Source organism: Agrobacterium sp. RC10-4-1, assembly GCF_014138475.1.
Lineage (GTDB): Bacteria > Pseudomonadota > Alphaproteobacteria > Rhizobiales > Rhizobiaceae > Agrobacterium > Agrobacterium pusense.
In genome coordinates this window covers 1-21,922 of the sequence record NZ_JACJIT010000014.1, presented here as the reverse complement: position 1 = coordinate 21,922, position 21,922 = coordinate 1, and the positions used below count along the sequence as shown (strand labels likewise).

Below are 21,922 nucleotides of genomic sequence, written 5' to 3'. Positions count from 1 at the left end.
CGAAAATCGCTATAAAAAAACCATGACAAATCAGATCAGAAAAATCCGGGAAATGAGTGGCAAGACGCAGGCGGAAGCGGCTGCGGTGCTTGATATCACTACTGAAAATTACAACCGGCTGGAAACGGGCAAGACGCAGTTAACCCTTTCCAAGATAGAAAAGCTGGCCGAGTTTTTCCACAGGCAGCCGGCCGAACTGATCGCCAGCCACGGCAACGTGCGGACGGTTAGGGTGCGTCAGCACGTGCAGGCGGGGGAATGGGCAGAATCACTGCTATGGCATGAAGACGATTGCTACGACGTAATCGTTCCTAATGATCCAGAGTTTCAGAATGTCATGCTTTATGGCGCGGAAACGCGCGGACCGTCTATGAATAAGCGTTATGCCGAAGGTTCGGCAGTCATTTACACTAGCCTGATGGAAACCGGAGAATCCCCTATTCCCGGAAAAAGATACATCGTGGAGCGAGAGCGTGCAGACGGCCTGCGCGAGGCCACGGTTAAAACACTCTTCAAGGATGATGAGGGTAAATTCTGGCTGCTGCCGGAATCGAATGATCCGCGTCACCAGCAACCTATCGACCTGAGCGGCGGCGATAACGACATCGTGAGGATCGTAGGTAGAGTGACGTTCTCGGTACAACGCGAGACGTAAAGCCGCCTAATCAACGCGCCCGGATTTTTCATAGGCCTATGTCATTGAACGACATAGGTCTTTTTTTGTTCTCCTTATATATTGTCGATAATCGACATGCGGTTGCTTGACATTGATTGTCGTTTATCGACATATTCCCGCCGTCCCGAACCGTTGAGCCCCCTCACGGAAGAAGGGTTCCCGGATGGGCGGCTTTCCTCGAAATGTCATGCCGCCCATCCACCTCAACAGGATGGAGAACCAGGCATGAAACAGCGCTCGCAGGAAGAGAACAAGATCATCAACAAGATGGCGGATGCAATTTTGGGCCTTGGCGAAGGCTGCACCGAGAACGAGATCGCCGACCGATTTACCCGCGAACAGATCAAAAAATACGGCGAGGAGGCCCGCGAGCTGGCTGGCCGCCTTGCGCGTCGTGAAGCGGCCTAACGTCCCTTCCGGTTTCCGCACCTTCGCCTGCGCAGGCAGGTGCGGTTTCCCGAAACGATGGACAGGCCATGCCCAACACCCCGCACCGAGTGACTTCCAAATGAATGCCAGCCCCAGCCGCAAGCCAAAGTCACTTTTCCGCGTCACATATCGCGACGGCGCGACGTTGACGACAACCGCCGCCACTTCCGTTCTGGCAGGCGCGCAGGCCGAGCGCCAGCGCCCCGGCGCAATCAAGAGCATCAAGTTTTTGAAGAAGGTTTCCCATGGCTGATACGACTAATATTTCGTGGGCGGATATGACGTTCAATCCTTGGATCGGTTGCACCCGCATCGCGCCAGCATGTGATGGCTGTTACGCCGCCCACATGATGGAAACCCGCATGCACCGCGCCGAGTGGGGCGGGCCGGGCAAAGGCAACGGCACCCGCGTTCGCACCAAAGACGCCAACTGGCGCAAGCCACTGGCATGGAACGCCAAGGCCGCCAAGGAAGGCACCCGCCCCTTTGTGTTTTGCGCTTCGCTGGCTGACGTATTCGACAACGCCGTTCCCGAAGAATGGCGCAGGGATCTATTCGACCTTATCCGCGCCACCCCGCATCTTGTCTGGTTGCTCCTAACGAAGCGCCCGCAGAACATTGCCAAGATGGCGGAAAAGGCCGGTGGCTTGCCCGAAAATGCAGCGATCGGAACCACGGCCGAGGATCAGCCGCGGGCAAATATCAACGTGCCGGCATTGCTGCAGGCGAGCGCTGATCTAAGGCGCGCCAATACCCGCCCGCTCTTTCTCTTTTTGTCGTGCGAACCGCTTATCGGCCCAATCGACCTGATTTCGAGCCTCGGCGGCACGCAATGGGTAGGAGGCCAGCGCGGTTGCGATGGCTACCACCGTCACAACGGCCGGCCGGGGGAGATCATCCACGGCGTTCAGCATGACTGCAATCCAAATCATCCTCATCATCACCATGACGAACGATGCAACGCGGGGATCGATTGGGTCATCGCCGGCGGCGAAACAGACCAGGGCGAACACAAGGCACGGCCAGCGCATCCAGACTGGCTGCGCGATCTGCGCGACCAGTGCGCGGAAGCCGGCGTTGCCTTTCATTTCAAGCAGTGGGGCGAGTACGTGCCCCAATTCGGCTCGGTCACACTCGATGATGACCCGGAAATCAGCCGGTATGACTGGATGGAGTGGACCGGCGAGGAGTGGGAGCACTGGCATAAGCCTATGTGGTGCGACGAGCTGGACGCCGACCACAGCATGATCCGAGCCGGCAAACACAAGACGGGCCGCTTCCTCGACAGCATCGAGCATAACGCCCGCCCCGCCGTCCCTGCCCTCACCCTGAAAACCACAGCACCCTGAAAGGCGATCCGATGACAGAGCTGAAGTTTGTGCCAGACCAATGGTGTGACGAAGTTTCAACCGAGCCGCAGACTACGCCAGGCGCTTTCATCGTGCGCGATGACGAAGGCTGGAAGCTGCGCCCCGCTGACGAGGACGATGCAAATGACCTCGAGTCATTCCCGCATATTCCCGTGAACCACGGCGATATCGTTATGTTCAATGAGTACCGCAATTTCGGAACCCACAAGCTTGAAGTAGACAATGAAGGAAACTGGACTGTCGATCCGGAACCCCCGAACTACGCAAACTGCTTTGCTTTGCCCTATGATTTTGAGAGCATGGCGCATGACATTCCCGAGTTGATTGAGTTCAATCAAGGCGAGATCGGGCGCGGCAGCGAGGTCGAGATCGAGGTGTGGTGGTGGTCGGACACCGCGAAGCCGTGGCAATTCATTGTTGAGGGCGATACCGCCCAGCTCGTCAAGTTTGTGGGGCAAGCCTGATGGATGTGTCCGCCCCTCACATTCGCCGTATCGTCGGCCCCACAATCCTTCTCGGCTCCGGAACCTATTTTGATTTCGAGAACCCCGAAGCCGCCGAGCTGACGATTGAAGACGTTGCCTATAGCCTCGCATTTCAATCCCGGTTCACCGGCCAGTGCGTCAGCCGGCGCACCGGCAAGCGCGTCTACTATCCGATAGCGCAGCATTGCGTGATCATGGCGCACTATGCCGATCCGCAACACAAGATGGCGGCGCTCATGCATGAGGTCAGCGAGGCGACCTGTGGCGATATGAACGCGCCGCTAAAAGGCATCTGCCCTGATTATAAGAAGGTTGAGAAGCGTTGCGAGGCGGCGGGGCTGAAGCGCTTCGGCGTCATAGTAAGCGATCCGGCCTACATCAAGCATCTAGACATGCGGATGCTCGCCACAGAGCGCCGCGACCTGATGGCTTGGAACGGTGAGCAGTGGACAGGCACCGCCGAACCCTTTGATGCGGAAATTGTGCCCTGCCAAAACCCGCATGTGGCGGCCGAAACGTTCCTTGCCACCTATGATATTTTGAGGGAGCGCGGCCTATGACAACAAAGCTCGAGGCCGCCGCCCGCAAGCTCGCCAATGCTGTTGAGCATGACATGAACGGCACCATGGGCAAGGGCGGCAATGGCGGCTTGCTTTCCGACAGCACGTTGCGCGCCGCCCATGAAGTACATGCGATCCTGAACCGAGAGAAAGGGGGCAGAGCTAATGACGGACAAACCGCTTAGTCTGCGCGAACGCATCGTCGCCGTCCTCCGTGATCACCACGAAGTCAAACATATTGGTGCGCTCGCCGACAAACTGGAAGCCGTCTTCCCGGACCCATGGCCTTGTGACCACGTTTGGGGCGTTGTCCCTGATCCGGGCGGCATTAACCGGCCAGCGAAGGCATACTGCGTTTATTGCGGGAGAAGCCCCGAAGGTGTGGTTGTTATGACGCCAAGATACTGGCCGCCATCGGATCGCATTGCCGCCCGGTCAATCGCCCATCAAGCGAACCCGCGCTATCCCCACGTAAGCGATCCAGGCTTCTCGCATGGCTTTTCGCCCTTTGGGGGCAGCGCTGTGACGAGTGACAACACGCTGGCTGCAATGCCGGCGAAGGATATCGGAGCGCTTGAGACACAGTTGGAAAACCTTATTGCTGAATACCCAGCGATGGCCGCGCTCGCGGCGAGCTACCAAGACCAACGGATGTGGTTCGTTGCCAAGCTCGCCAGCATCGCCAGCGGCCGAGTGTCTCTTTCGGAAATCGAGACACTGGTGCAACAGCACCTATCAACGGCGCGAGGCGACCCAAGCGTGAATTGATGAGCGAGTTTGCCAGCGGCGAAACGCCATCACCGAGGAAACTTTGTGACGCCGCTTGCAGAATCAACGGGAATCACTGCTACATGTAGAGATGAAGAATACTCGTCCCTCATCCCGTGAAAGCGTTGCAGCCACCCGTGCAAGACAAGCAGCCAAAGGGCTTGTGAATGTCAGCATTGTTATGCCGGGTGAAGTGGTAGCAGAGATTGACCGTTTGAAACAGGAGCGTGGGGCATCGTCCCGCGCCCCGATATTGGAAGAGGCCTTCAGGTTTTATATAGAACAAACAAGGGCATAAAATAAAAAAGCCCGCCTTTGGCGAGGCAGGGCTTTTTTGGATAAGTAGATAAAACGATCTTGAGAACCGTAAGACAGTCTCAAGATAGTTCAGAATTAACGAACTCGCAAGATGTTAGCGCTTGCGGGAACGCTGATTTTTTGTCTGCTGTCCATGCCCTCTTGAGAGAGGACAAAGGAACCATGTTCCAGCAGATTGGCGCGGTGCAGGCAAAATCCGGCACCAAACGAACTGGCGCACCCGTGCGCAGAAATTCCCGCCTTAAGGGCAAGTGTGAGGCTGTATTCTGGAAGCCCCTGCCCCGCCACGAAGCCCGCGAAATCCTGCTTGCCGCGCGCAAGTATGAGCTGGCAATGAAACAGCCAGGTAAGCGCACCGGCCCCCTCGGCCACGTCGCGCTTGAGGTGCTGGATTATCTCACCAATCTGGTTGATTTCGGAAACGGCCGCCTTGACCCGTCCATCAGCACCATCATGGAAAAGATCGGCCGCGCCCGAGCTGCCGTATGCCGCGCGCTTGATGCGCTCCGCACCCATGGCTTTGTCGATTGGTTGCGCAGATACATTCCGACCGGGAACGAAGGCGCAGGCCCGCAGGTGCAGCAGACAAGCAACGCATATCGCTTGAGCCTGCCGGCGCGCGCCAAGGCGCTTCTTGGCAAGTATGCGAGGAAGGCCGCCCCCCTGCCCGATGACGCGCTACAGGCCCAGCAGGAACGCCAAGACGCCATCAAGGCGCACATGGACAGCCTTTCGCCGGCAGATCGCCTACGGGAAACAGTAGAGGACAGGGCGCGCGCCGAGCAACTGGCGGGCATTGTGGAGCGGGCAGCACAGAACCGCGCCCAGCGGGCCGAGGAAGGCCGTCAGACGCCGGCAGCAAAGCAGATGCAGTTTCACTACACCCAGCCGGCCACGGCGAACCCTGCCATTGAGCGCATCCGCAAAAATTTAGAGGCGCGAAAGGCCGAAAAGCTTTTGAATGAGCGTGAGTTCACTGAAAGAACTGAATCCGGTCCTGATTTTTATAATCCTGCGGATTAATAAGCGGACGCCGCTTGTTCGGTCCGCTACGCGGCCCTGCGGCGGTTCCGAACCGCGTTAAAGTGCGGTTCGGCGGCAACCTGTACGCATTTTCAGACCCGTTTACACGCTCGGATAGGTCTTTTGGCTTATGAAAGGTCGCAAGGGGAAATCTTGAAGAGAATATTATTCCAAATCACCCGGAGTGGCGTCTTGCGATGCACCTTTAAGGCGAGAGATTGTCAGGCGGCTTGTGCCGAATTTTCGGGCCACGGCTGCAATGCTCGCGCCGGCCGCCAGATCGGCAAGCGCCGCCTGTTTTTGCCGATCCGTCAGGGCGGGCGGCCGGCCGAAACGCTTTCCCTTTTCCCGCGCCCTCGCCACGCCGGCTTGCGTGCGCTCAATATTCAAATCCCGCTCGAATTGCGCGACGGCGTTTAGGACGTTCATCGTCATCGTGCCGGCCGAGCTGGTGAGATCGAGGCCGCCCAACTGGAGGCAATGCACCCTCACCCCGTTTTCAGCGAGCATCTTGACCGTGCTGCTGACATCGATGGCGTCACGGCCGAGCCGATCCAGCTTTGTGACGATCAGTACGTCGCCCGGTTCCATCCGGTCGAGCAACTTCATGAAGCCCGGTCGCTTCGCAACCGCGGTGCTGCCGGAAATCGTTTCGGATATTATGCGGCGCGGCTCTACCGAAAAGCCAGCGGCCGAGATTTCGGTAATCTGGTTTTCGACCGTCTGCCCCGTGGTTGACACTCTGACATACGCGAACGTGCGCGACATAGCTGTTTCCCTGTTCAAAAGTGTCCCGTTCTTTTTGAGCATGCAACAAAGTCGGGATAGGCACTTTTGAGCAGAACCGCCCTACCCTGTCTATAACCGGACGGTTTTGAGCATCCGGCGAAGGACCAGCGCGGCCGGGCAAGGCATTGATAATGCGTGATTCTTTCGTCAGTTTGAAAATTAATTCTCTGTTTACTTTCATCACTCGGCATATCGGATTTAGGCAAATACCGGGTTTCGTTTGTAACCGGATTTAATTTTTAATCTGATTAACAGGGAAATCTGATTACTTTAATTACCGGATTGACAAACAAACCGGGTTTGCACTTATATCGGGTTAATTCAGTTACCGGATTTACAAATTAATCCGATATCAACTTTTACCGGGTATCTGAATAAACCAGATAATTATTTAAACCGGAGTTCTAACATGCCCGTTGTCGTTATCGCCTCTTCGAAAGGCGGCGCAGGAAAATCAACCACCGCCGTCTTGCTGGGCACAGAGCTTGCCCGCAAAGGCGTGCCCGTCACAATGCTGGACTGCGACCCCAACCACTCATTGAGCATATGGGCAGGGAAGGGAACCTTGCCCAGCAACATTCAAGCGCTGACCGATGTTACAGAATCCAGCATCGTGAAGACAATCAAGCAACACGATGTGGATGGCGCGGTTGTCATCGTTGACCTTGAAGGCGTTGCCTCGCGCATGGTGTCGCGCGCAATATCACAAGCCGATCTGGTGTTGATCCCTATGCGCGCCACGATCCTTGACGCCACCATTGGCGCACAATCGCTCCAGCTCATCGCGGAAGAGGAAGAGGCGATAAACCGGGAGATTGCGCATGCAGTCGTCTTTACAATGACGCGCGCCATCCGCTCGAAGCAGCAAAACGGAATTGAAGCCTCTTTAAGGGAAGGAGGGATTGATATTGTGGAGCCACCGCTCATGGAGCGCGCCGCATTCTCAGCCCTATTCGAGTTCGGCGGCGATCTGCATTCGATGGAAACGAAACAAGGCAACATGTCATCAGCAATCGAGAACGCCGAGGCATTCGCCATGGCCGTTTACAAACGTCTAACGGAGGCACTGAAATGACCGATTTCAAACTTGATCTAGGTGCGCTGAAACGCACCGCTAAACCGGCCAGTGAAGCCGCAATTGCCAAGGCCGACGCGGCAGGCGAGGCGAGGGGGTTTGTTGATCGCTCACCGCGCGGAAAGCCCGGTAGAAGGAAGAGTGAGCGAACGGGCCAGGTGCACGCCAAGGTACTGCCTCACGTCTCGGACGAGATCGCCGAGGAAGCTGCACGTCGAGGCGTCGTGCAGGGCGTCATCATTGAAGAAGCGTGGGCACTTTACAAGGAGAGCAAAGTATAATGGCTTCAAAGGTTCGAAATGGTTACATCGCACCAACGCCCAAAGGGGTAAACTATGTCGTGAACGGAGTAAGCCCGTCAGGCGTCTTCGTTCAACACATGATCGGAGCTGAAGTGGAGCTGCATTACGCAGGCGAGGGCGCAGGGGTAGCGCTGGGAGAGTTCCACCTACCAAATGATCCTAAATTTTTGCGAGATATTGCGAAGGCTATCACCAGCGTAGCGAAAGAGATTGAGGATTCCCGTAAACCGCGTTGAGCAGTTTTTGAAATACAAAGGCCGGCCGGCAACGGGCGGCTTTATTTTTGTAAGCAAAAAACTTACATCACCCCTTGCATTATGTAAGCAATAAGCTTACATTCCTTTTGTCCGAAACAGAGAAAGAAAGGGCGAGAAATGGTGTAAGGAGATGAATTTTGATAAAGACATTCAAACATAAGGCGTTAAGCGAGTTTTTTGCTACAGGCAAAACGGCAAAAATCGATCAGAAGATGCTAAGTCGCATTAAAGTTCGATTGGATCGCTTGGAGCAGGCGACGACAGTAGGCGAAATGAAGCTACCCGGCTTCGACTTTCATCCTCTAAATGGGTTCAACCCCACGAAATACACGGTGCATGTCAACGGTCCGTGGTGCATTACCTTCGAGTTCGATAACGGTGATGCATACAACGTTGATTTCGAGCAATACCACTAATGGAACCAGCACCAGCCATACGTTGTTCGTATGGCTGGTGCTAAAGTTGATAGAGACGACACCCCCGAGACGTACACAGTGAAGTGCACGCCTCACAGTTAGGAGACGAGAATGGCTTATGAGGTAGAGAGGCCCCTGAAGAGGTGCCCATCTCATCCGGGCGCATTACTCAATGATATCATCCCGGAGACTGGGAAGAATAAGGTAGAGATAGCTAATATGCTGGGCATTTCCCGGCAGCAGCTATACGATATTCTTAATGAGAAGAAGCCCGTATCGCCCAACATCGCGGCGAGACTGGGAAAGCTGTTTGGAGATGGAGCCGCTATTTGGCTTAGGATGCAGGCAGCTTACGACGCTTGGCAGGCAGAACATACCGTGGACCTGAAGGACGTGCCCACCTTAGAAGTTGCCTGACGCGGAGCCCACGACCAACAAGAAAGCCGCTCACCCTCATGAGCGGCTTTTTTGTATCTTGGAGTCTACCGGCGATTGCTTGACACTTTTTGGATATGAGAACATTCATAGAACAAAAAGGAAGGATCAATGCCCGCGCCGCTCCTGAAATCAACCGAAATTCAAACCACGATCAGGAAGCCACTAAGCTGGCCAATGCTGATTTGCTATCAAGGTGAATGGCAGGTTTGTTACAAGGCAAAAGGCAAGCTTGAATGGCGCACCGTCATTGCATGGGTGTACGGCCGGGAAAGCATCTTCTTTTGCGAAGTAGGTCAGGAGCAACATGTGGTGGATTTGCCAGACCCAAAAAAGGTGCCTTTCTTCGACACAAAATTTCCTTTCACCGTCGATGAAATCACGGGCGAGGGCTTTCGTTGCATGGAACTTGCCGGCGCTGGCAACATCATGGCGGCAAATGCCGCCTACCAGGTCTACAAACACAATATAAACGGCATCGTGCGGTTGCGGCATGGCGGCCGAATAGTGAGGCGATCCGATGAAGAAAACTAGTAGCTAGAAATCTAGGTCATCATCTGGCGAAACAGACAAAAGGGCTTCGTGCACAGCATCAACGAAAGCCGCCCGCGCGTCTTCCGGTCGATCATCCAAGCCGTTTTCTAGCACGGCCGAGCAGACCATGAGCGCCGTCACATAAGCTGGCGCATCTGTGCTTGCCGGCCATTTGTCGAGCAGGTATCGAGCCAGTTCCGTGACCGTTTCAAAGGTTTCGAAGTCACCCCAATTGATCGTTACCGGCTCTATTCTAAATTCGCTCATAGTGAGAGATTACACCAAAAACCCCGAGGCCTAATCAAGCCGGTACACGTCCGCGTTATCCTGCCGCTCTCTTAGCCCCTTATAAGCTGCGTGGCGTAGCTTACGATCCGGCGTCAACTGGCGGAATTCAATTTCCGCAATAAGCGTCGGCTGCACCCAAACGACCTCACGCCGGTCAGAATAGGCCACGGGCGGCCCTTTCTTCCGCCAAGGTAGTTTATCGAACATCCGGCGCAGCTCGTTTGCGGCGCGCTCCTTGAAGCCCGTGCCGACGCTTCCAACATAGCGCAGCTCGTCGCCGTCATAGGCGGCCAGCAAGAGCGAGGCAAAGCCGCCGCTGGCCGACATGGAGGGTTCATATCCTACGATCATAAACGGCTCTGACTGGACGCATTTCACCTTGATCCAGTCGCCAGTTCTTCCGCTCCGGTAGGGGCTGTTTCGATCTTTGCCGATGATGCCTTCAAGGCCGAGGCGGCAGGCATGTTCAAGCATCAAACCGGGATCGTCGGTTTCAACCTCTTCCGAAATGCGGATCGCGCCGTCAAAGCCCGTCAGCATTTCTTCAAGCAGGTGGCGGCGGCTCCTGTAAGGCAGCTCGCGCAAATCGCGCCCGTCGAGGTAAAGAAGATCGAAGGCGTAAAGCACAGCGTCGCCGGCCGTCTTCTTGCCGCTACGCGCGCCAACAGCACCCAAGCTGTTCTGTAGCGCATTAAAATCCGAGCGCCCTTGCTCGTCCAGGACGACCGCTTCGCCGTCGATGATGAAAGACGCCGGACCGAGATCGCGTGCCGCTTGCTCGATAGCCGGAAACCGCGCGGCCCAATCATAGCCGCCGCGCGTCAATATCCGGACGCCGCCCGCGTCGGCATGGACCGCGAGGCGGTAGCCGTCCCATTTGATTTCCCAGCCCCATTTGTCGCCTGAAGGCGGCTTTTGCTTCAGCAGCGCAAGGGCGGGTTCAACACGCGCCGGCATTGGCTCCAGCGGCAATGCCGGCTGGGCTTTGTTTCGCTTGCGGATCGCGCGCGACTGGATGGGTTTACCATCATCGCGCAGCAGCGGTTTAGAGCGTGGGCGAGGGGGCTTTGTCATACCGACAGACTGCGCCCGAAACCTTTACAAAGATTTGTCGGCAGGAGCGGGGAAAATCATTCCAGCGAACGCCGGCGGCCGATGCTGCAGCGTGAAACATTCGTTCGCGATCTTGTAATTTTATTGCGGCCCCGGATCCGCTCGAGCGCGCGATCGGCGCGAGAAATTAGAATGTCATTCCCGACGCCAGCGCCAGAAACGCAAAAAGCCGCCCGGCGTAACCGAGCGGCTTTCGTTCAAAGCAATGGCAGGTTCGGGATTGCCGGTTCTTTGCCATCAAGGATGACGACTTCGCCAACTTCTTTGCCTTCGCCGCCCCGGATAGTGTAGGTCAGCGAAACCGGCGTCATTGGATAGCGGCCGAAGATTTCCCGCACTTCCGGCCGGTCATTGAGTGAGATCATGAAGCGGCCTTTGATCGTGCTGAGACGTTCGGCCATTTCCGCGAAATCATCCCGCTTGAAGACGTTCTTTCCATAATCGTTCTCGCAGCCATAGTAAGGCGGATCGAGATAAAACATCGCGCCCGGCCGGTCGTACCGCTCGATGAGCGTGCGCCAGTCAAGGCACTCGATCACGACGCCGGCGAGGCGTTCGTGGACTTCTTCCATGATCGGCGTCAGCCGTGTGACGTTGAACCGCGCACTGCCCGTGGTATCGACGCCAAAGGTTCGGCCGGAAATCTTGCCGCCGAACGCCAGCTTTTGAAGGTAGAGGAACCGGGCGGCCCTTTCCAGATCGGTCAGGGTGACAGGATCGCACGCGGCCAGCCGCTCGAATTCTCGCCGTGACGTGATCTGGAATTTCATCACCTCCAGCAGCTGGGGCAAGTGACGCTGCAGAATGCGAAAGAGCGTCGTCACATCGCCGGAAATATCGTTGATCACTTCCGCGCGAGGGACAAGGCGTCGTCGGAAGAATACCCCGCCCATTCCAGTAAACGGCTCCACATAGAGATCGTGGGGGATTTGTTCGAGCAATGCAGCGATCCGGCCGGCAAGCTGCTTCTTACCGCCGAGATAGGCGGCAGGGGGAGACACCGGCCGCACTTCGGAAAACTGAAAGACATTTTGCATTGTGTAAGACCATCTTTTCTGACAAACCGCCCCGGCCTGCGCAGGCGAAGGGTGCGGCAATGATCTTTGATGTTGTCGGGCGGGGTATGAGGCCAATCAGCACCCGCTGTTGCAGCCGCGAGGCTGCGACCACCCGAGGGCGGCAAAAGAAATGGGCCGGGTGGAAAACCAGCCGGCCCATGTTTTTGTAAGGTCAGGCGACCTTTTTGCTAAACCAGCGCTGGAAGAGAACTTCCGTTCCGCGCGGGCCGAGATAGGCGAGCGCGGCAATAAGCCCGGTCGATGCGGGCTGGCTCATACCGACGTATGACGCAAGGCCTTCACCGATTAGCGCCATACCCACGGCCACCGGAAATTCCCAAAGCAGTTCGCGCCCGAAAAACTTCCTGTTGCCCTTTCTGGCTTCGTTGCCGTGCCACATAAAGCGGCCGGCAAGTGCGCCAATTATAGTTGTGAATGCCCCGCCGCCCCATGCGGTCAGCATTTCGTTGAACGAGTTGAACTTGTCCACCTTCAGCCCCTTGGCTTCCTTGAAGCCTTACGATTTCTATTTGCGGCAGGCAGGGTCTTTCATGCACTGCTGGTTGTTTGAGTGGATGGCAGGGCCAGCCGTGGCATCCTGCGAAGCCAGCCGGGCCGCCTCCGCATTTGAAAAGCGCGTAAGCTGATATCCGCTGCCTTCAGTCGTCGCAGGCGCTGTCAGGCAACCCGCTAGAACGCATGAGAGCGAGGCAACGATGGCGAGGCGCAAGATCGCGGAACGATGCATTGTTTTTCTCCATTTCGGTGATGCGTTGGAGCGCGTTCTTTGCGGCCTTCACCTCGCCCTCAGCACGCTCGATGGAGCGCCCTTCGTGCTTTCCGAGGTGATAGGAGCCAGCGGTGAGGGCGAACGCGCAGAAAAGCCCCCCAGCCGCCATTTTCAGCCATCCGGCATCCAGCCCGAACATTACCGTGCGGCGCTCCGGTTGATCGTGATCCGGCCGGAACCGACAAGCCACGTCAGAACCACAGCCCCGGTTGTCGCGAAGACCAGGCTACCGAAGGCCCACGGATTGGAGATCGCACCGAACAGGGTTGCGCCGCTTTCAACAACGCCCTTCAAATCGTCCACCGCGCCGAGGCCGATAGCGCCGAGGAAGCTGCCGATGATCGTCAAGAGCGACTTGCTTTTCATGGCCGGCACGTTGTCCGGCTGGGCATCGCGTTCGGCAACATCGTCCGGCTGGCCTTGATAATAAGCGACGGTCGCCGCCTCCAATGCATCAAGGAAGGACTTGTAATAGCCGGCGATCAGCTTCGCCTTGTCGGTCCCATTTACGACCGCCCGAGCGCCGATAGGATCATCCTTCTTGAGGTTGAAATAGTCCGTCAGCTTCTTTTTGGTAAACAGGCCTTCCAGCATGCCCACGATGGCAATCTCTGCGCTGATATCGAGATCGAGGGCGAGCGAAGGATTTCCAACCAGGTCAACATCGATCCGCTCGCCGAGGACTTTATAGTTTTCTTCGTGCGTGAGCTGGATATCGCCCCGCCCGAAGTAGGCTTTACCGTTCGCGCCTTTGCGCCAGTACGGCTTGCTGACCTGTCCCAGCCGGCCGGCTTTGTATGCCTTGTCCAAAGCAGCGATTGCGCCGGCGTCTGTCGAGGCGAAGGTTTCGCGCACGGGCACCATTCGGCCGCCCGTTTCGTGAAACACCGAAGCCAGAATGTAGGCGAGGTGGCGTTTATCCGGAGCGGGGATTTTGTGAGATTCCCAGCACCGGAACAGTGCATTCATGCCATCAATCTGGCCCTGCGTAAGACGGCCGCCAAAAGGCGCGCGCCTCGCATATGCGAAGAACGTTGTCGCATCCATAAGAATAACTCCGATTTTGGTGAGGATTGCCCGAAGGCGAGGGGAGGGATTGAACCTTGTGGTTCAAGCGCCCGGCGAGGCCGGGCTTTGCCAAGTCACGCGATGCGACCAGACAGGAGAGGCCAACGCTTTGCGCCGGCGATCAGTGATTTAGTTTTCGTCTGTGCGCCCCAGCCGAGGCGTGAGGAAGTGTGCCGGCGTTGCGGGTGTACCAGGTGCACTGTTTGGCGCGACCTTGCCGCCACCTTCCGTTTCGGCCTTCGAGCCGCCAGCGCCGCGAGACGAACCGCCGCCATCGTCATCGTCGCCTTCCGTCGATGATTTCCCATCGTAGAGCTTGCCGGAAATATCCGTGGTGAAGGTGCCTTTTGCGACATATTTGTGCGTGGCCGTGTCGATGATGTAGGGCACGCCATCGAGGCCCGGCCGAATGCCGGCGTAGAGCAGGGGAGCGCCGGCGCAGATCGAGGTATCGCCAATCACCGTGACTGATGTACTACCTTCGCCACGCTTCAGGCTTTTGGCTTTCGCCTGCGCCGCCTTGTCGGCTTCATCCGGCGATGAAAACGGCTCTGGAATGCGGTAGACGCTTTCGCCGTCCGCGTCCGCATCCGCTTCGATTTCGACGCGCTGCGCCTTGTCGCTATCCTGATAGTAGGCAACCACCTTGCTGTATTTGGTGCGGTCGCCAATATCGAATTTCAGGCTACCGAGCTGCACCATTTCAGGGGTGACGATGACGCTACCGATATTGTTGCCGCTCGCCGATCTGCCCGAACCCAGCTTCGAAAACAGCAACCGGCCCTGCTTGATCGAGAACAGACCGTTATGCCGCTGGGCAAGCCGGCGCAGGAAATGCAGGTTGCTTTCATCCTGCTGGCCGATCCAGTCATAAACGAATTTCGACAGATCGGAATCAATGGCCGGCGTCAGGCCGCTTTCATCGGCGATCTGCGAGACGATATCGCCGAGGGATTTTTTATCCCATGCCCGCTCTTGCCGTTCTTTCAGCTTGCCGCTTCGGAAGTCCACGGCCTTGCCAGAGATCGACAGGCCATAGGGCAGACATGCGCCATTTATCTTGTCGGCCGTGAAGGTGCCGAGCGATCCAAGGTTCTGCCCGTAACCCATCCGGACGGCAATGATGGCACCCTTGCGGGGCAAGGCCAGAAAATCGGGCGAGCCATCGTTCAGCTCGATATCGACCGTGTCAGATTTCAAGCCTTCCTTATCGGTCACTGTGATGGATTTCAGACGCTCATAGAACGTGCCGGCCACGGGCTGGCCGTCAATGGTGACTTCGACGCGTGGATGCATGGCTCAATCCCAAAGGCTGACAAGGCGCGGTTGCGTTGTGGTGGACGGCATGGCCGGCATGATGATCGTGGTGCCGAGCGGCAGCACCACGCCCAGCGCCGCGAGGCCCGGATTTGCTTCAAGCACGGCCTCGACGACTTTTTCCGTTCGGCCGTAGTGCGCAAGGCAAGCGAGATCGACGGTTTCACCCTGCCGCGTGATGTATGTGTTCGACATGGCAAATCACCGGAAGAGATTGGAAAGGAAGCTTGTGGCGCGATCCAGAATGGAGCCACCGGGCAGGGGCGTTGTGTCCGGCTGGCGCTTGAGCTTGATGGTGTAGGCGTTGCGCGCAGCCTCGCCACGCGCGTTGTGGTGGGACTTATCTTCCTCAATGCCCTGCACCGTGAAAACGCCTCGAATGACACCCTCGACCGCATCACCCGTCACCAGCATCATGGGCACCCCGGCCAATGCTTCAGCGGCAATTCCGTCGAGCTGCGATTGCCCGCCGAATTCCTCGGTGAAGATCACGCCGGCGATGGTGAGCTCGTCTGACGTTGGGCCGGTCCATTGCTGGGGGTTGAGGGTTTGCCCCACGGCCACTTCAGTCCATTGGGTATTAAGGGAGCGCTTGACACCCTGATAGCCGAAGCCCAGCGCCTCGAAACCGAAGCCGCCGAGCATCATTGACGTATAACCGGACATATTTTACCTCTGGCGACGCATGATGAATAAGAGGGGGAACAGCGGTGAAGCCAACGCTGATACTTGCACCGCTGCTGATGTTCGCGACGGCAGTTTCTGCCGCGCCTGAAAAAGTTTCCGGCCAGATTGCAGTCCAGCTCGGGACGGTTTTGGCTGCTGAAGATTTTTGCGGCCTAACCTACGATCACAAGATGATCGAGGCGTACATAGAGAAAAACGTGCCGGCCGACGACATGGGTTTCCCTTCATTCCTTGAGCTGATGACATCAGGCAGGAAGGCAAAGCAGAAGAAAATGACGCCATCCGCCAAGGCCGCCCATTGCGCTCAAATAAGCAGGGTTGCCAAGGCGAATGGCTTTATTCACTAGTCGCTGTAAGAGCTTTCAACACCCTGCCGCACCTTTTCGCCGACTTGCGCAGCGGCCGCATTGCCGGCCGCCTCTGGATCGGAAACACCCGTGATGCTGATCTGGTTGTGGACCGTGACGCTGACAGGCTCACGGTTTGTCACCCTGACATCCTGCGTGCCGTTCGGCTTCACCATTTCAGCAATTGAGCCAGCGTCGATGCGAGCCAAAACCGGCTGACCGGAGGCGTTTGCCGTGGCGGGCGTACCGCTCGCCGGTCCACCGACGCCCGAGATACCGGCATGTTCGCGAAAGCTGAAATCCGGTTTGGCAGCATCGCCATACCAGAAGCGGTCCCAACCCGAGACGCCCGAAGCGTCCTTGTCGAGGCCGAACAGCTTTTGCAGACCCTCCTTGTATTTTTGCTGGTTATTGACCTGATCTTGAAACGTATCGCCGGGCGTATCGCCGAGGCTTTGGACAGACAGACCGAACGCGAGCTGCGAACCAAAGCCCTTCAGCCACTGGCCAGCTTGGCTATACCAGGGCAAAACTTCTGGAACATTGCCGCCCCCGCCTTTGGGAGATTTTCCGCCCGGTTTTCCACCGTCGCCACCCAGCCCCGGAAACTCGCTCAAAGTCCCTATCGTCTTCAGGATGGAAAGCGCTGTGCTCGCGCCTGAAAGAAGCATCAGCGCCCCCGCAAGCTTGCGGACAGTGCCGGCCAGCATCGCGATGCCTGAAGCGTACAAGAAGAGCTGAAAGCCGTAGCCGGACATTTCCGCAAGGAACTTGGCAATCGGATTATCCTTGATTGCATCGTTCAGCTCGCGGAGCGCCGCACCCCACTCTTTAGCTTTCATGAAAATGCTGCCGATGCGATCTGCCGCGTTTGCGTCGATTTCACCGAAAAGCAAATCGCCTAAATCTTCCGTCAGCTCGCGAATGCCGCCTTCGTAGCCCAGCCCCTGCATGAACCCCTTCATGGTCGCCGTGGCCTTATCGAGGATCGTCACCCGATTTCCGAGCGTATCGATCACATAGCCGATACCTGCCGCACCCTCCCGGATCGCCGGCAACATGTCGTCACCCATTTCCGAGAACACGTTCGAAATCTTGTTGCCCAAGAGATCGAGGACGTTGCGCGTGGTGTTGGCGCGCTGGACATACTCGGCAAAAGCCGATCCGGAATATTTCGTCCGGTCGGCCACGGATGCGAGCGCCTGGTCGAGCAACTGAATATTGCCCACCAGCGGCATGAAGGCGCTGGCTTCATCACCGAAGAATTCAGACAGGAGCGAAGTCTGTTGATGCTTCGGAGCCTTGGCAATTGCCGTCAGCACCTTTCGCAAGGTGCCCTTGGCATCTTTCTGCATGTCCTTTGCGATGGTGGGCAGATGCAGGCCGAGGGCTTTGGCTGCGTCACGCTGCGACTTTTTTGCAAAGTCACCTCTTGCCAGAGCGCGGATAACGTTCTTCATCGCCGTCCCGGCCGTGCTGGCATCCGAGCCGGCCGCGATCATGGCGCTACCCATTGCCGCGACGTCTTCTTTCACAAAGCCGCTCATCTCGCCGATGGCGCCAACGCGCAGCATGAATTCGGTGACATCCTTGGCCTTGGACGCCATGTTGTTTGACAGATGGTTAATGGCGTCGGCCATATCGCCAGTTTCGGCGACGTTCAAACCGAGCTGGGTTTTCAGCTTGGCGAGGCTTTCGCCGGCGTCGGCCGCCGTCATATCGAAGGCAACACCCACGCGGGCGGCCATTTCTGCGAAACTTTGTAGATCCTCAGTCGCAACACCGGACTCGCCGGCCGCCGCGAACAGGGCCGCAATGTCGGTTGCGGCCAGAGGGATTTCGCCGGACATGCGCCGGATGCTACGGCGCATGTTTTCAAACTGTTCGTCGGTCGCCTCGACAACCTTTTTCACATCAGCAAAAGCGGTTTCGAACTCGATGGCTGCGCCGGCCGTCGCCGAAATACCTTCGGTCGCGCCGAGGTAGCCGGCACCCAGCGCGACCGCCTGCCCCATCAGCCCGCGCATCGGCGCGAACGCCTTCATCTGCTGGCCTTGGAGCCGGTCGAGAGTGCGGAAGATCGGGGCGGATTTTGCGACTACATCTTCCAGAAGGGAGATGCGCAGGGTGCTTTGCACGACAGACATTTATTGCCTCATGATCTTGGAAAGCTCACTGGATTTTTCGAAATAGGCCAGCAGCTTTTTAGGTGACCATCGCTCGATGGCTTCAAGCGAGGTGGAATGACGTTCGGAAACGAAGACGGCGATTAGCCGCCAGTCGTGTCCCTCTTCTTCTCGTTTCCCAAGAGGCCAGCCGTCGCATCGACAATCTTGGAAAAGTCCTTCGCACCGATCCTCTTGAACGCAGGGAGGGGCGTGTCAGAGATCGAGGCGAGGATCGCGGTCATCTTGGAAAGCTGGCCGGTCATCTGGTCGCCGATGATCAGATCGCCCACGGTCGGCTCGCGGAAGGTCAGCTCGGTGATGGTGGTTTCGCCATTGGCGACGGGCTTGGCGAGGGCAACAGTTACAGTCTCGGTCATAGTGGAACCTCAAAGAAATGGCCCGCACGAAGCGGGCCGAATGAAAGGAGAAATTCGGGAGGGGAGTGACGCGCCCTTAGAGTAAGAGCGCGGTACGAATGTCGGCGTTTTGCGAGACGCCGCCGACTTTGAATTCGAAATCATCCATTTCGTAGATTTCTTCGCCGTCGATTTCGAGCTTGTAGTAATTCACGTCCACGGCGTAATCGTTCGCCGCGAGATCGCCACCCTTCCAGGTGCCCGGATCGGGCTTGTAGAGCTTGCCGCGAATGGACATGACGGCGCTGTGCGTGGTGCCATCTTCATCGACGTGCGCGCCGGTAACGAGGAAAGGCGTGTCAGCGCCGGGCTTCAGGCCGAAGAGCTTCAGGATTTGCGGATCAAGGCCCGGCATCTTGAAGCTGAATTCCAGCGCATTGTAACCAAGGTGCACGTTGCGTTCCTTGATCATGCCGGCGTTGCGCATCCCCTCGCGCTTGGCTTCCGGCACGGGCGGCGTGATTTCGCCGATCTGGCCGAGCTGGCTTTCGCGATCCGCCCACAGCATGCAGTCGCGAAGGATGTAACGGGGAAGGGTTTTTTCTGCCATGTCTGGCTACTCCTTATGCGGCGACCGAGAGCGGGCCGGTTTCGATAAGCCCATTCACTTCATCCAGCAGAAGCCGGTAGTAGAGAATGTTGCGGTGAGTGGTGATGTGGATTTGCTCCATGATGGCAACAGGCTCGAACTCGACGTGCAGGAAGATTTTGCCGTTTGCCATCAAGGTCGGATCATTGAGCGCCGGGAACCAGCACCTGCCGCCGAGAATGTCATCGTTGTTCTTAAAGACGCGAAGGGCGGCGTTACCGTCCTCAATCATCATCTTCATATTCGCTTTCGTGAACTTGCGATCCACGTAAGCGAAATAGATATCTTCCAGCGACTCGTTGATCATGTCGGCCGTGGCGCGGACGTTATCGAATTGCCAGATCGGATCATCAATGGCGAGACGGCTACCCCAGGTGCGGAAGCCGCCGCGCTCGTTGATGATCGTCGCCACCTGATTTTCGTTCAGGTAGTTGGAGTCATCAGGGTACATGATCGTGCGGGCGACGCCGTCGATAGTGCGGATGATCTTGTTCGAAACCGAACCCGACACGCCCTCACTGGATGCCACGACGCGAGAGCGCACGCCGGCGAACACAGCCGCAACGGGCTTTGTCACCGGAACGCCATTCACGTTCTTGATGACCTTCGGATCAATGACTAGAATGCGACCACCGTTGATGGTGCGACGAAAGCGCAGGGCTTCGGCGTTGGTCGTGTTCGGGCCGCTGATGTAAGCGCGAGCGCGGATTTTCGGGGTGATGGCATTCAGCGCCGAAACAAACGGGTTTGCAACGTCGCCGACATTGGCCGTCGCCTGCGGCAGGACCTTGGCACCATCAGCGCCGCCGCCCTCGAAGGTGATGGCAGGCGGTTCCGAAAGCTTCTTGCCGGGCTTGACCACGCGGACGGCCACAACCTTATCCGCGTTAGTGCCTTCACCCAAGACGGCTTCCAGCTCGGGTAGTTCCTTGCCCTGATCGTTACCGCCGCCCGTAGCCTTCACAATTGGCGGCTCCGTCAGCTTGGAGCCTTCGGCAACGACGGAAACCGATACGACGCCGGCTTCCACCCATGCGCCAGTGTTGCCGGCCGTGATGATGACGCGCGGCTGATAACCCGTCAGGCCCTTGGCACGAAGTGCCGCGTAAATGCCGGTTCGCGCGACCAGGTCACCGATAAGGTTCGTCTGCAGTATTGCCGGATCGGCGCTATGCTCGACGCGGTTGACGATGCACCACGATCCGCCTTCGCCGAAAACCGTCTTCACGTCTTCAAGCAGGGTGCCGTCCGCGCCGAGGCCACTCGCTTTCGCCTCAGAAGTAACGAGCGTCGGCGTGTTCAGCGGAAAGGCGGCCGGATCGGCGTCAGGTGCCGTGCCGTTGATGAAAGTGATGCCTTGGCGCTGGACACGAAGAAGCGACGGGGTTTCCGTGCTTTCGGTCAAGGTCACGCCATGCGCATAGGCCAGGTCAGCCATTATGGACTCCTTTGAAGTTTCCAGATTGTGAATGGAGGGTTCCGGATCATTCCCGGAATGATGAAAGCGCCCCGCCTAAGCGGCGAGGCACATTGTCAGGAAGCCGTTAGGCGTAGTTCGCGAGCGCCCATGTCCAGAGGTCATCAAGCTGGGCTTGGGAGATGTTTTCCAATGCGGCCATCTGGTTCAGCAGCGGGTCGGTGCGCCGGTAGAGCTGCGCATCCTCGAAATAGACAATCGCTTGCTGTTTCTCGACGCCTTCGGGCATGGCGTCGATATGGGCTTTCACGCCGGCTTTCGTGACGCCGATTTCCGCCGCTGCGAGCCAGAAGCCAAGACGCGGGATCGGCGGGATTATGGGCGCAGGCGCAACGTATGCTTCAGGGATGTTGCCCGCCGCCAACCACTCATCTCGCAAGTGCCGCAGGTAATTGTCCGCCGCTATGGAAAGGTCGTCCGACCATTCCTCGCCATTGGACATAACCAACTTCACCGCAGTTGAGGGCGTCGGGGCGGTGAAAATGATATTCAATACGGTCATTTTCAAAGCCTCGAATTTGCGATTAGGATTAGCTCCGCCCCACTATCTGCCGGGGCTTGGCCTTGAGGCGCGATGTAGGCCCGCTTCTGTGAGTTGTTGGTGTTAAGGCCAAAGGTCGCGCCGCCAGGGAAGCCTCCGAAGTTGTTCTGCGAGAACCCTTGGATTACCGGGCTTCCTCTCATCTCTGTGAGATCAAAGTTTGCTATTGCCCCGCCATACGAGCCATGGCCCGTCGAGTAAACGTTTGCACCGCATACACGAAAAAGGCGGCGACAAGCTTTAAGGACCTTCAGGTAATCCGGCTTCTGCCATTCCGGCAACTTGGTGCCAAAATACAGACCAATATCCGCGATTTCGAGTGTGTTTCCGACCGTTGCCAGTGCGTTGGTTTGGGCCGCCGTACCTAAGAAGTTCCCGGCCACCCAAGCGCCTTCGGTAGCCGTCATAAAGCTGTTGCCAAAGCCGAATGTGACACGCGCTCTAATGCCCGTGCCCGATGTGTCCTTGAGCCAAGTTCCTGCCGTATCACCCGGAACAACAAACGAAATAAGTTTGTCTTTGTTTGCTTCGCCAGCCGTGACAGTAAACATCGCGACATAGGTTCGCGTGTTATCGAAGTTCGTGAAGGATAGGCCGTAGGTTCCTTGCGGCAGGCAAACGACACC

Annotated in this window: 33 protein-coding genes; 17 read left to right on the top strand and 16 right to left on the bottom strand. The window is 57.3% G+C overall.

The genetic code is table 11. The annotated features are described in order from the left end of the window. The first annotated feature begins 22 nt into the window (after positions 1-22). The 10 genes from FHW77_RS25655 (at position 23) to FHW77_RS25610 (ending at position 5,629) form a co-directional block, all read left to right on the top strand. Positions 23-655 carry a LexA family transcriptional regulator gene (locus FHW77_RS25655; RefSeq protein WP_035264236.1) on the top strand — a complete coding sequence of 211 codons (633 nt, stop codon included), beginning with the start codon at positions 23-25 and terminating at the stop codon, positions 653-655. Positions 656-901: 246 nt separating this feature from the next. Further along, entirely contained in the window at positions 902-1,084 is a 183-nt protein-coding gene (locus tag FHW77_RS25650) for a hypothetical protein (RefSeq protein ID WP_182591007.1), read from the top strand. A 100-nt stretch (positions 1,085-1,184) separates the two neighbouring features. After that, complete coding sequence (locus FHW77_RS25645; RefSeq protein WP_182591006.1) at positions 1,185-1,358, top strand: hypothetical protein; 174 nt, start codon at positions 1,185-1,187, stop codon at positions 1,356-1,358. Next, complete coding sequence (locus FHW77_RS25640; RefSeq protein WP_182591005.1) at positions 1,351-2,454, top strand: DUF5131 family protein; 1,104 nt, start codon at positions 1,351-1,353, stop codon at positions 2,452-2,454. Before FHW77_RS25645 ends, FHW77_RS25640 begins: the two co-directional genes overlap by 8 nt. 11 nt (positions 2,455-2,465) lie before the next feature. Continuing rightward, the gene (locus FHW77_RS25635) at positions 2,466-2,939 is read left to right on the top strand and encodes a hypothetical protein (RefSeq protein WP_182591004.1); all 474 of its coding nucleotides are present in this window, start codon (positions 2,466-2,468) and stop codon (positions 2,937-2,939) included. Further along, positions 2,939-3,520, top strand: coding sequence for a hypothetical protein (locus tag FHW77_RS25630; RefSeq protein WP_182591003.1), 582 nt, complete (start codon positions 2,939-2,941; stop codon positions 3,518-3,520). The genes FHW77_RS25635 and FHW77_RS25630 overlap by 1 nt, the downstream gene beginning before the upstream one ends. Further along, on the top strand, positions 3,517-3,705 hold the full coding sequence (locus tag FHW77_RS25625; protein WP_182591002.1) for a hypothetical protein: 189 nt from the start codon (positions 3,517-3,519) through the stop codon (positions 3,703-3,705). Before FHW77_RS25630 ends, FHW77_RS25625 begins: the two co-directional genes overlap by 4 nt. Further along, complete coding sequence (locus tag FHW77_RS25620) at positions 3,686-4,288, top strand: hypothetical protein (RefSeq protein WP_182591001.1); 603 nt, start codon at positions 3,686-3,688, stop codon at positions 4,286-4,288. Before FHW77_RS25625 ends, FHW77_RS25620 begins: the two co-directional genes overlap by 20 nt. Positions 4,289-4,379: 91 nt before the next feature. Next, positions 4,380-4,586, top strand: a complete 207-nt coding sequence (locus FHW77_RS27020) for a ribbon-helix-helix protein, CopG family (RefSeq protein WP_080823827.1) — start codon at positions 4,380-4,382, stop codon at positions 4,584-4,586. A gap of 182 nt (positions 4,587-4,768) precedes the next feature. Further along, on the top strand, positions 4,769-5,629 hold the full coding sequence (locus FHW77_RS25610) for a helix-turn-helix domain-containing protein (RefSeq protein WP_182591000.1): 861 nt from the start codon (positions 4,769-4,771) through the stop codon (positions 5,627-5,629). 165 nt (positions 5,630-5,794) lie between these two features. Here FHW77_RS25610 and FHW77_RS25605 read toward each other — a convergent pair whose 3' ends face one another. Then, entirely contained in the window at positions 5,795-6,397 is a 603-nt protein-coding gene (locus FHW77_RS25605) for a recombinase family protein (protein ID WP_182590999.1), read from the bottom strand. 430 nt (positions 6,398-6,827) lie between these two features. Between FHW77_RS25605 and FHW77_RS25600 the strand changes: the two genes are divergently transcribed. The 6 genes from FHW77_RS25600 (at position 6,828) to FHW77_RS25575 (ending at position 9,437) form a co-directional block, all read left to right on the top strand. Further along, on the top strand, positions 6,828-7,493 hold the full coding sequence (locus FHW77_RS25600; protein WP_182590998.1) for a ParA family protein: 666 nt from the start codon (positions 6,828-6,830) through the stop codon (positions 7,491-7,493). Beyond that, entirely contained in the window at positions 7,490-7,774 is a 285-nt protein-coding gene (locus tag FHW77_RS25595) for a chromosome partitioning protein ParB (RefSeq protein ID WP_182590997.1), read from the top strand. Before FHW77_RS25600 ends, FHW77_RS25595 begins: the two co-directional genes overlap by 4 nt. Next, the gene (locus tag FHW77_RS25590) at positions 7,774-8,031 is read left to right on the top strand and encodes a hypothetical protein (protein ID WP_182590996.1); all 258 of its coding nucleotides are present in this window, start codon (positions 7,774-7,776) and stop codon (positions 8,029-8,031) included. The genes FHW77_RS25595 and FHW77_RS25590 overlap by 1 nt, the downstream gene beginning before the upstream one ends. Positions 8,032-8,189: 158 nt before the next feature. Beyond that, the gene (locus FHW77_RS25585; RefSeq protein WP_182590995.1) at positions 8,190-8,468 is read left to right on the top strand and encodes a type II toxin-antitoxin system RelE/ParE family toxin; all 279 of its coding nucleotides are present in this window, start codon (positions 8,190-8,192) and stop codon (positions 8,466-8,468) included. A gap of 111 nt (positions 8,469-8,579) precedes the next feature. Continuing rightward, entirely contained in the window at positions 8,580-8,885 is a 306-nt protein-coding gene (locus tag FHW77_RS25580; protein WP_182590994.1) for a HigA family addiction module antitoxin, read from the top strand. Between the two features lie 129 nt (positions 8,886-9,014). Further along, positions 9,015-9,437, top strand: a complete 423-nt coding sequence (locus FHW77_RS25575) for a hypothetical protein (protein ID WP_182590993.1) — start codon at positions 9,015-9,017, stop codon at positions 9,435-9,437. Between the two features lie 3 nt (positions 9,438-9,440). Here FHW77_RS25575 and FHW77_RS25570 read toward each other — a convergent pair whose 3' ends face one another. The 9 genes from FHW77_RS25570 to FHW77_RS25530 form a co-directional block, all read right to left on the bottom strand. Then, the gene (locus FHW77_RS25570) at positions 9,441-9,704 is read right to left on the bottom strand and encodes a DUF982 domain-containing protein (RefSeq protein ID WP_182590992.1); all 264 of its coding nucleotides are present in this window, start codon (positions 9,702-9,704) and stop codon (positions 9,441-9,443) included. 30 nt (positions 9,705-9,734) lie between these two features. Next, positions 9,735-10,799, bottom strand: a complete 1,065-nt coding sequence (gene ligD, locus FHW77_RS25565; protein WP_182590991.1) for a non-homologous end-joining DNA ligase — start codon at positions 10,797-10,799, stop codon at positions 9,735-9,737. Between the two features lie 236 nt (positions 10,800-11,035). Continuing rightward, positions 11,036-11,875 (bottom strand): DNA adenine methylase, encoded by an 840-nt coding sequence (locus FHW77_RS25560; protein WP_182590990.1) that lies wholly within the window; start codon positions 11,873-11,875, stop codon positions 11,036-11,038. 193 nt (positions 11,876-12,068) lie between these two features. After that, entirely contained in the window at positions 12,069-12,359 is a 291-nt protein-coding gene (locus tag FHW77_RS25555; protein ID WP_107678098.1) for a phage holin family protein, read from the bottom strand. A gap of 196 nt (positions 12,360-12,555) precedes the next feature. Next, the gene (locus tag FHW77_RS25550; RefSeq protein WP_182590989.1) at positions 12,556-12,825 is read right to left on the bottom strand and encodes a hypothetical protein; all 270 of its coding nucleotides are present in this window, start codon (positions 12,823-12,825) and stop codon (positions 12,556-12,558) included. Next, complete coding sequence (locus FHW77_RS25545) at positions 12,825-13,733, bottom strand: glycoside hydrolase family 19 protein (protein ID WP_182590988.1); 909 nt, start codon at positions 13,731-13,733, stop codon at positions 12,825-12,827. The genes FHW77_RS25550 and FHW77_RS25545 overlap by 1 nt, the downstream gene beginning before the upstream one ends. 150 nt (positions 13,734-13,883) lie before the next feature. Then, complete coding sequence (locus FHW77_RS25540) at positions 13,884-15,050, bottom strand: phage late control D family protein (RefSeq protein WP_182590987.1); 1,167 nt, start codon at positions 15,048-15,050, stop codon at positions 13,884-13,886. A gap of 3 nt (positions 15,051-15,053) precedes the next feature. Further along, positions 15,054-15,266 (bottom strand): tail protein X, encoded by a 213-nt coding sequence (locus FHW77_RS25535; RefSeq protein ID WP_020811263.1) that lies wholly within the window; start codon positions 15,264-15,266, stop codon positions 15,054-15,056. Between the two features lie 6 nt (positions 15,267-15,272). Next, on the bottom strand, positions 15,273-15,737 hold the full coding sequence (locus tag FHW77_RS25530) for a phage tail protein (RefSeq protein WP_072495475.1): 465 nt from the start codon (positions 15,735-15,737) through the stop codon (positions 15,273-15,275). A gap of 44 nt (positions 15,738-15,781) precedes the next feature. On the opposite strand from FHW77_RS25530, the gene FHW77_RS25525 reads away from it, so the two are divergent. Beyond that, positions 15,782-16,105 carry a signal recognition particle gene (locus tag FHW77_RS25525; RefSeq protein WP_284160415.1) on the top strand — a complete coding sequence of 108 codons (324 nt, stop codon included), beginning with the start codon at positions 15,782-15,784 and terminating at the stop codon, positions 16,103-16,105. Here FHW77_RS25525 and FHW77_RS25520 read toward each other — a convergent pair. The 6 genes from FHW77_RS25520 to FHW77_RS25495 form a co-directional block, all read right to left on the bottom strand. Then, positions 16,102-18,252: a phage tail tape measure protein gene (locus tag FHW77_RS25520; RefSeq protein ID WP_182590986.1), complete on the bottom strand. Its 2,151-nt coding sequence runs from the start codon at positions 18,250-18,252 to the stop codon at positions 16,102-16,104. The genes FHW77_RS25525 and FHW77_RS25520 overlap by 4 nt on opposite strands. A 122-nt stretch (positions 18,253-18,374) precedes the next feature. After that, the gene (locus FHW77_RS25515) at positions 18,375-18,650 is read right to left on the bottom strand and encodes a phage tail assembly protein (protein WP_182590985.1); all 276 of its coding nucleotides are present in this window, start codon (positions 18,648-18,650) and stop codon (positions 18,375-18,377) included. Between the two features lie 76 nt (positions 18,651-18,726). Next, positions 18,727-19,239 carry a phage major tail tube protein gene (locus tag FHW77_RS25510; RefSeq protein WP_072495471.1) on the bottom strand — a complete coding sequence of 171 codons (513 nt, stop codon included), beginning with the start codon at positions 19,237-19,239 and terminating at the stop codon, positions 18,727-18,729. Between the two features lie 13 nt (positions 19,240-19,252). Then, positions 19,253-20,716: a phage tail sheath protein gene (locus tag FHW77_RS25505; protein ID WP_182590984.1), complete on the bottom strand. Its 1,464-nt coding sequence runs from the start codon at positions 20,714-20,716 to the stop codon at positions 19,253-19,255. Between the two features lie 106 nt (positions 20,717-20,822). Continuing rightward, positions 20,823-21,257 (bottom strand): hypothetical protein, encoded by a 435-nt coding sequence (locus tag FHW77_RS25500; RefSeq protein ID WP_182590983.1) that lies wholly within the window; start codon positions 21,255-21,257, stop codon positions 20,823-20,825. A gap of 2 nt (positions 21,258-21,259) precedes the next feature. Further along, positions 21,260-21,922 (bottom strand): hypothetical protein (locus FHW77_RS25495; protein WP_210277082.1); only part of this gene is annotated, 663 nt, incomplete at its 5' end.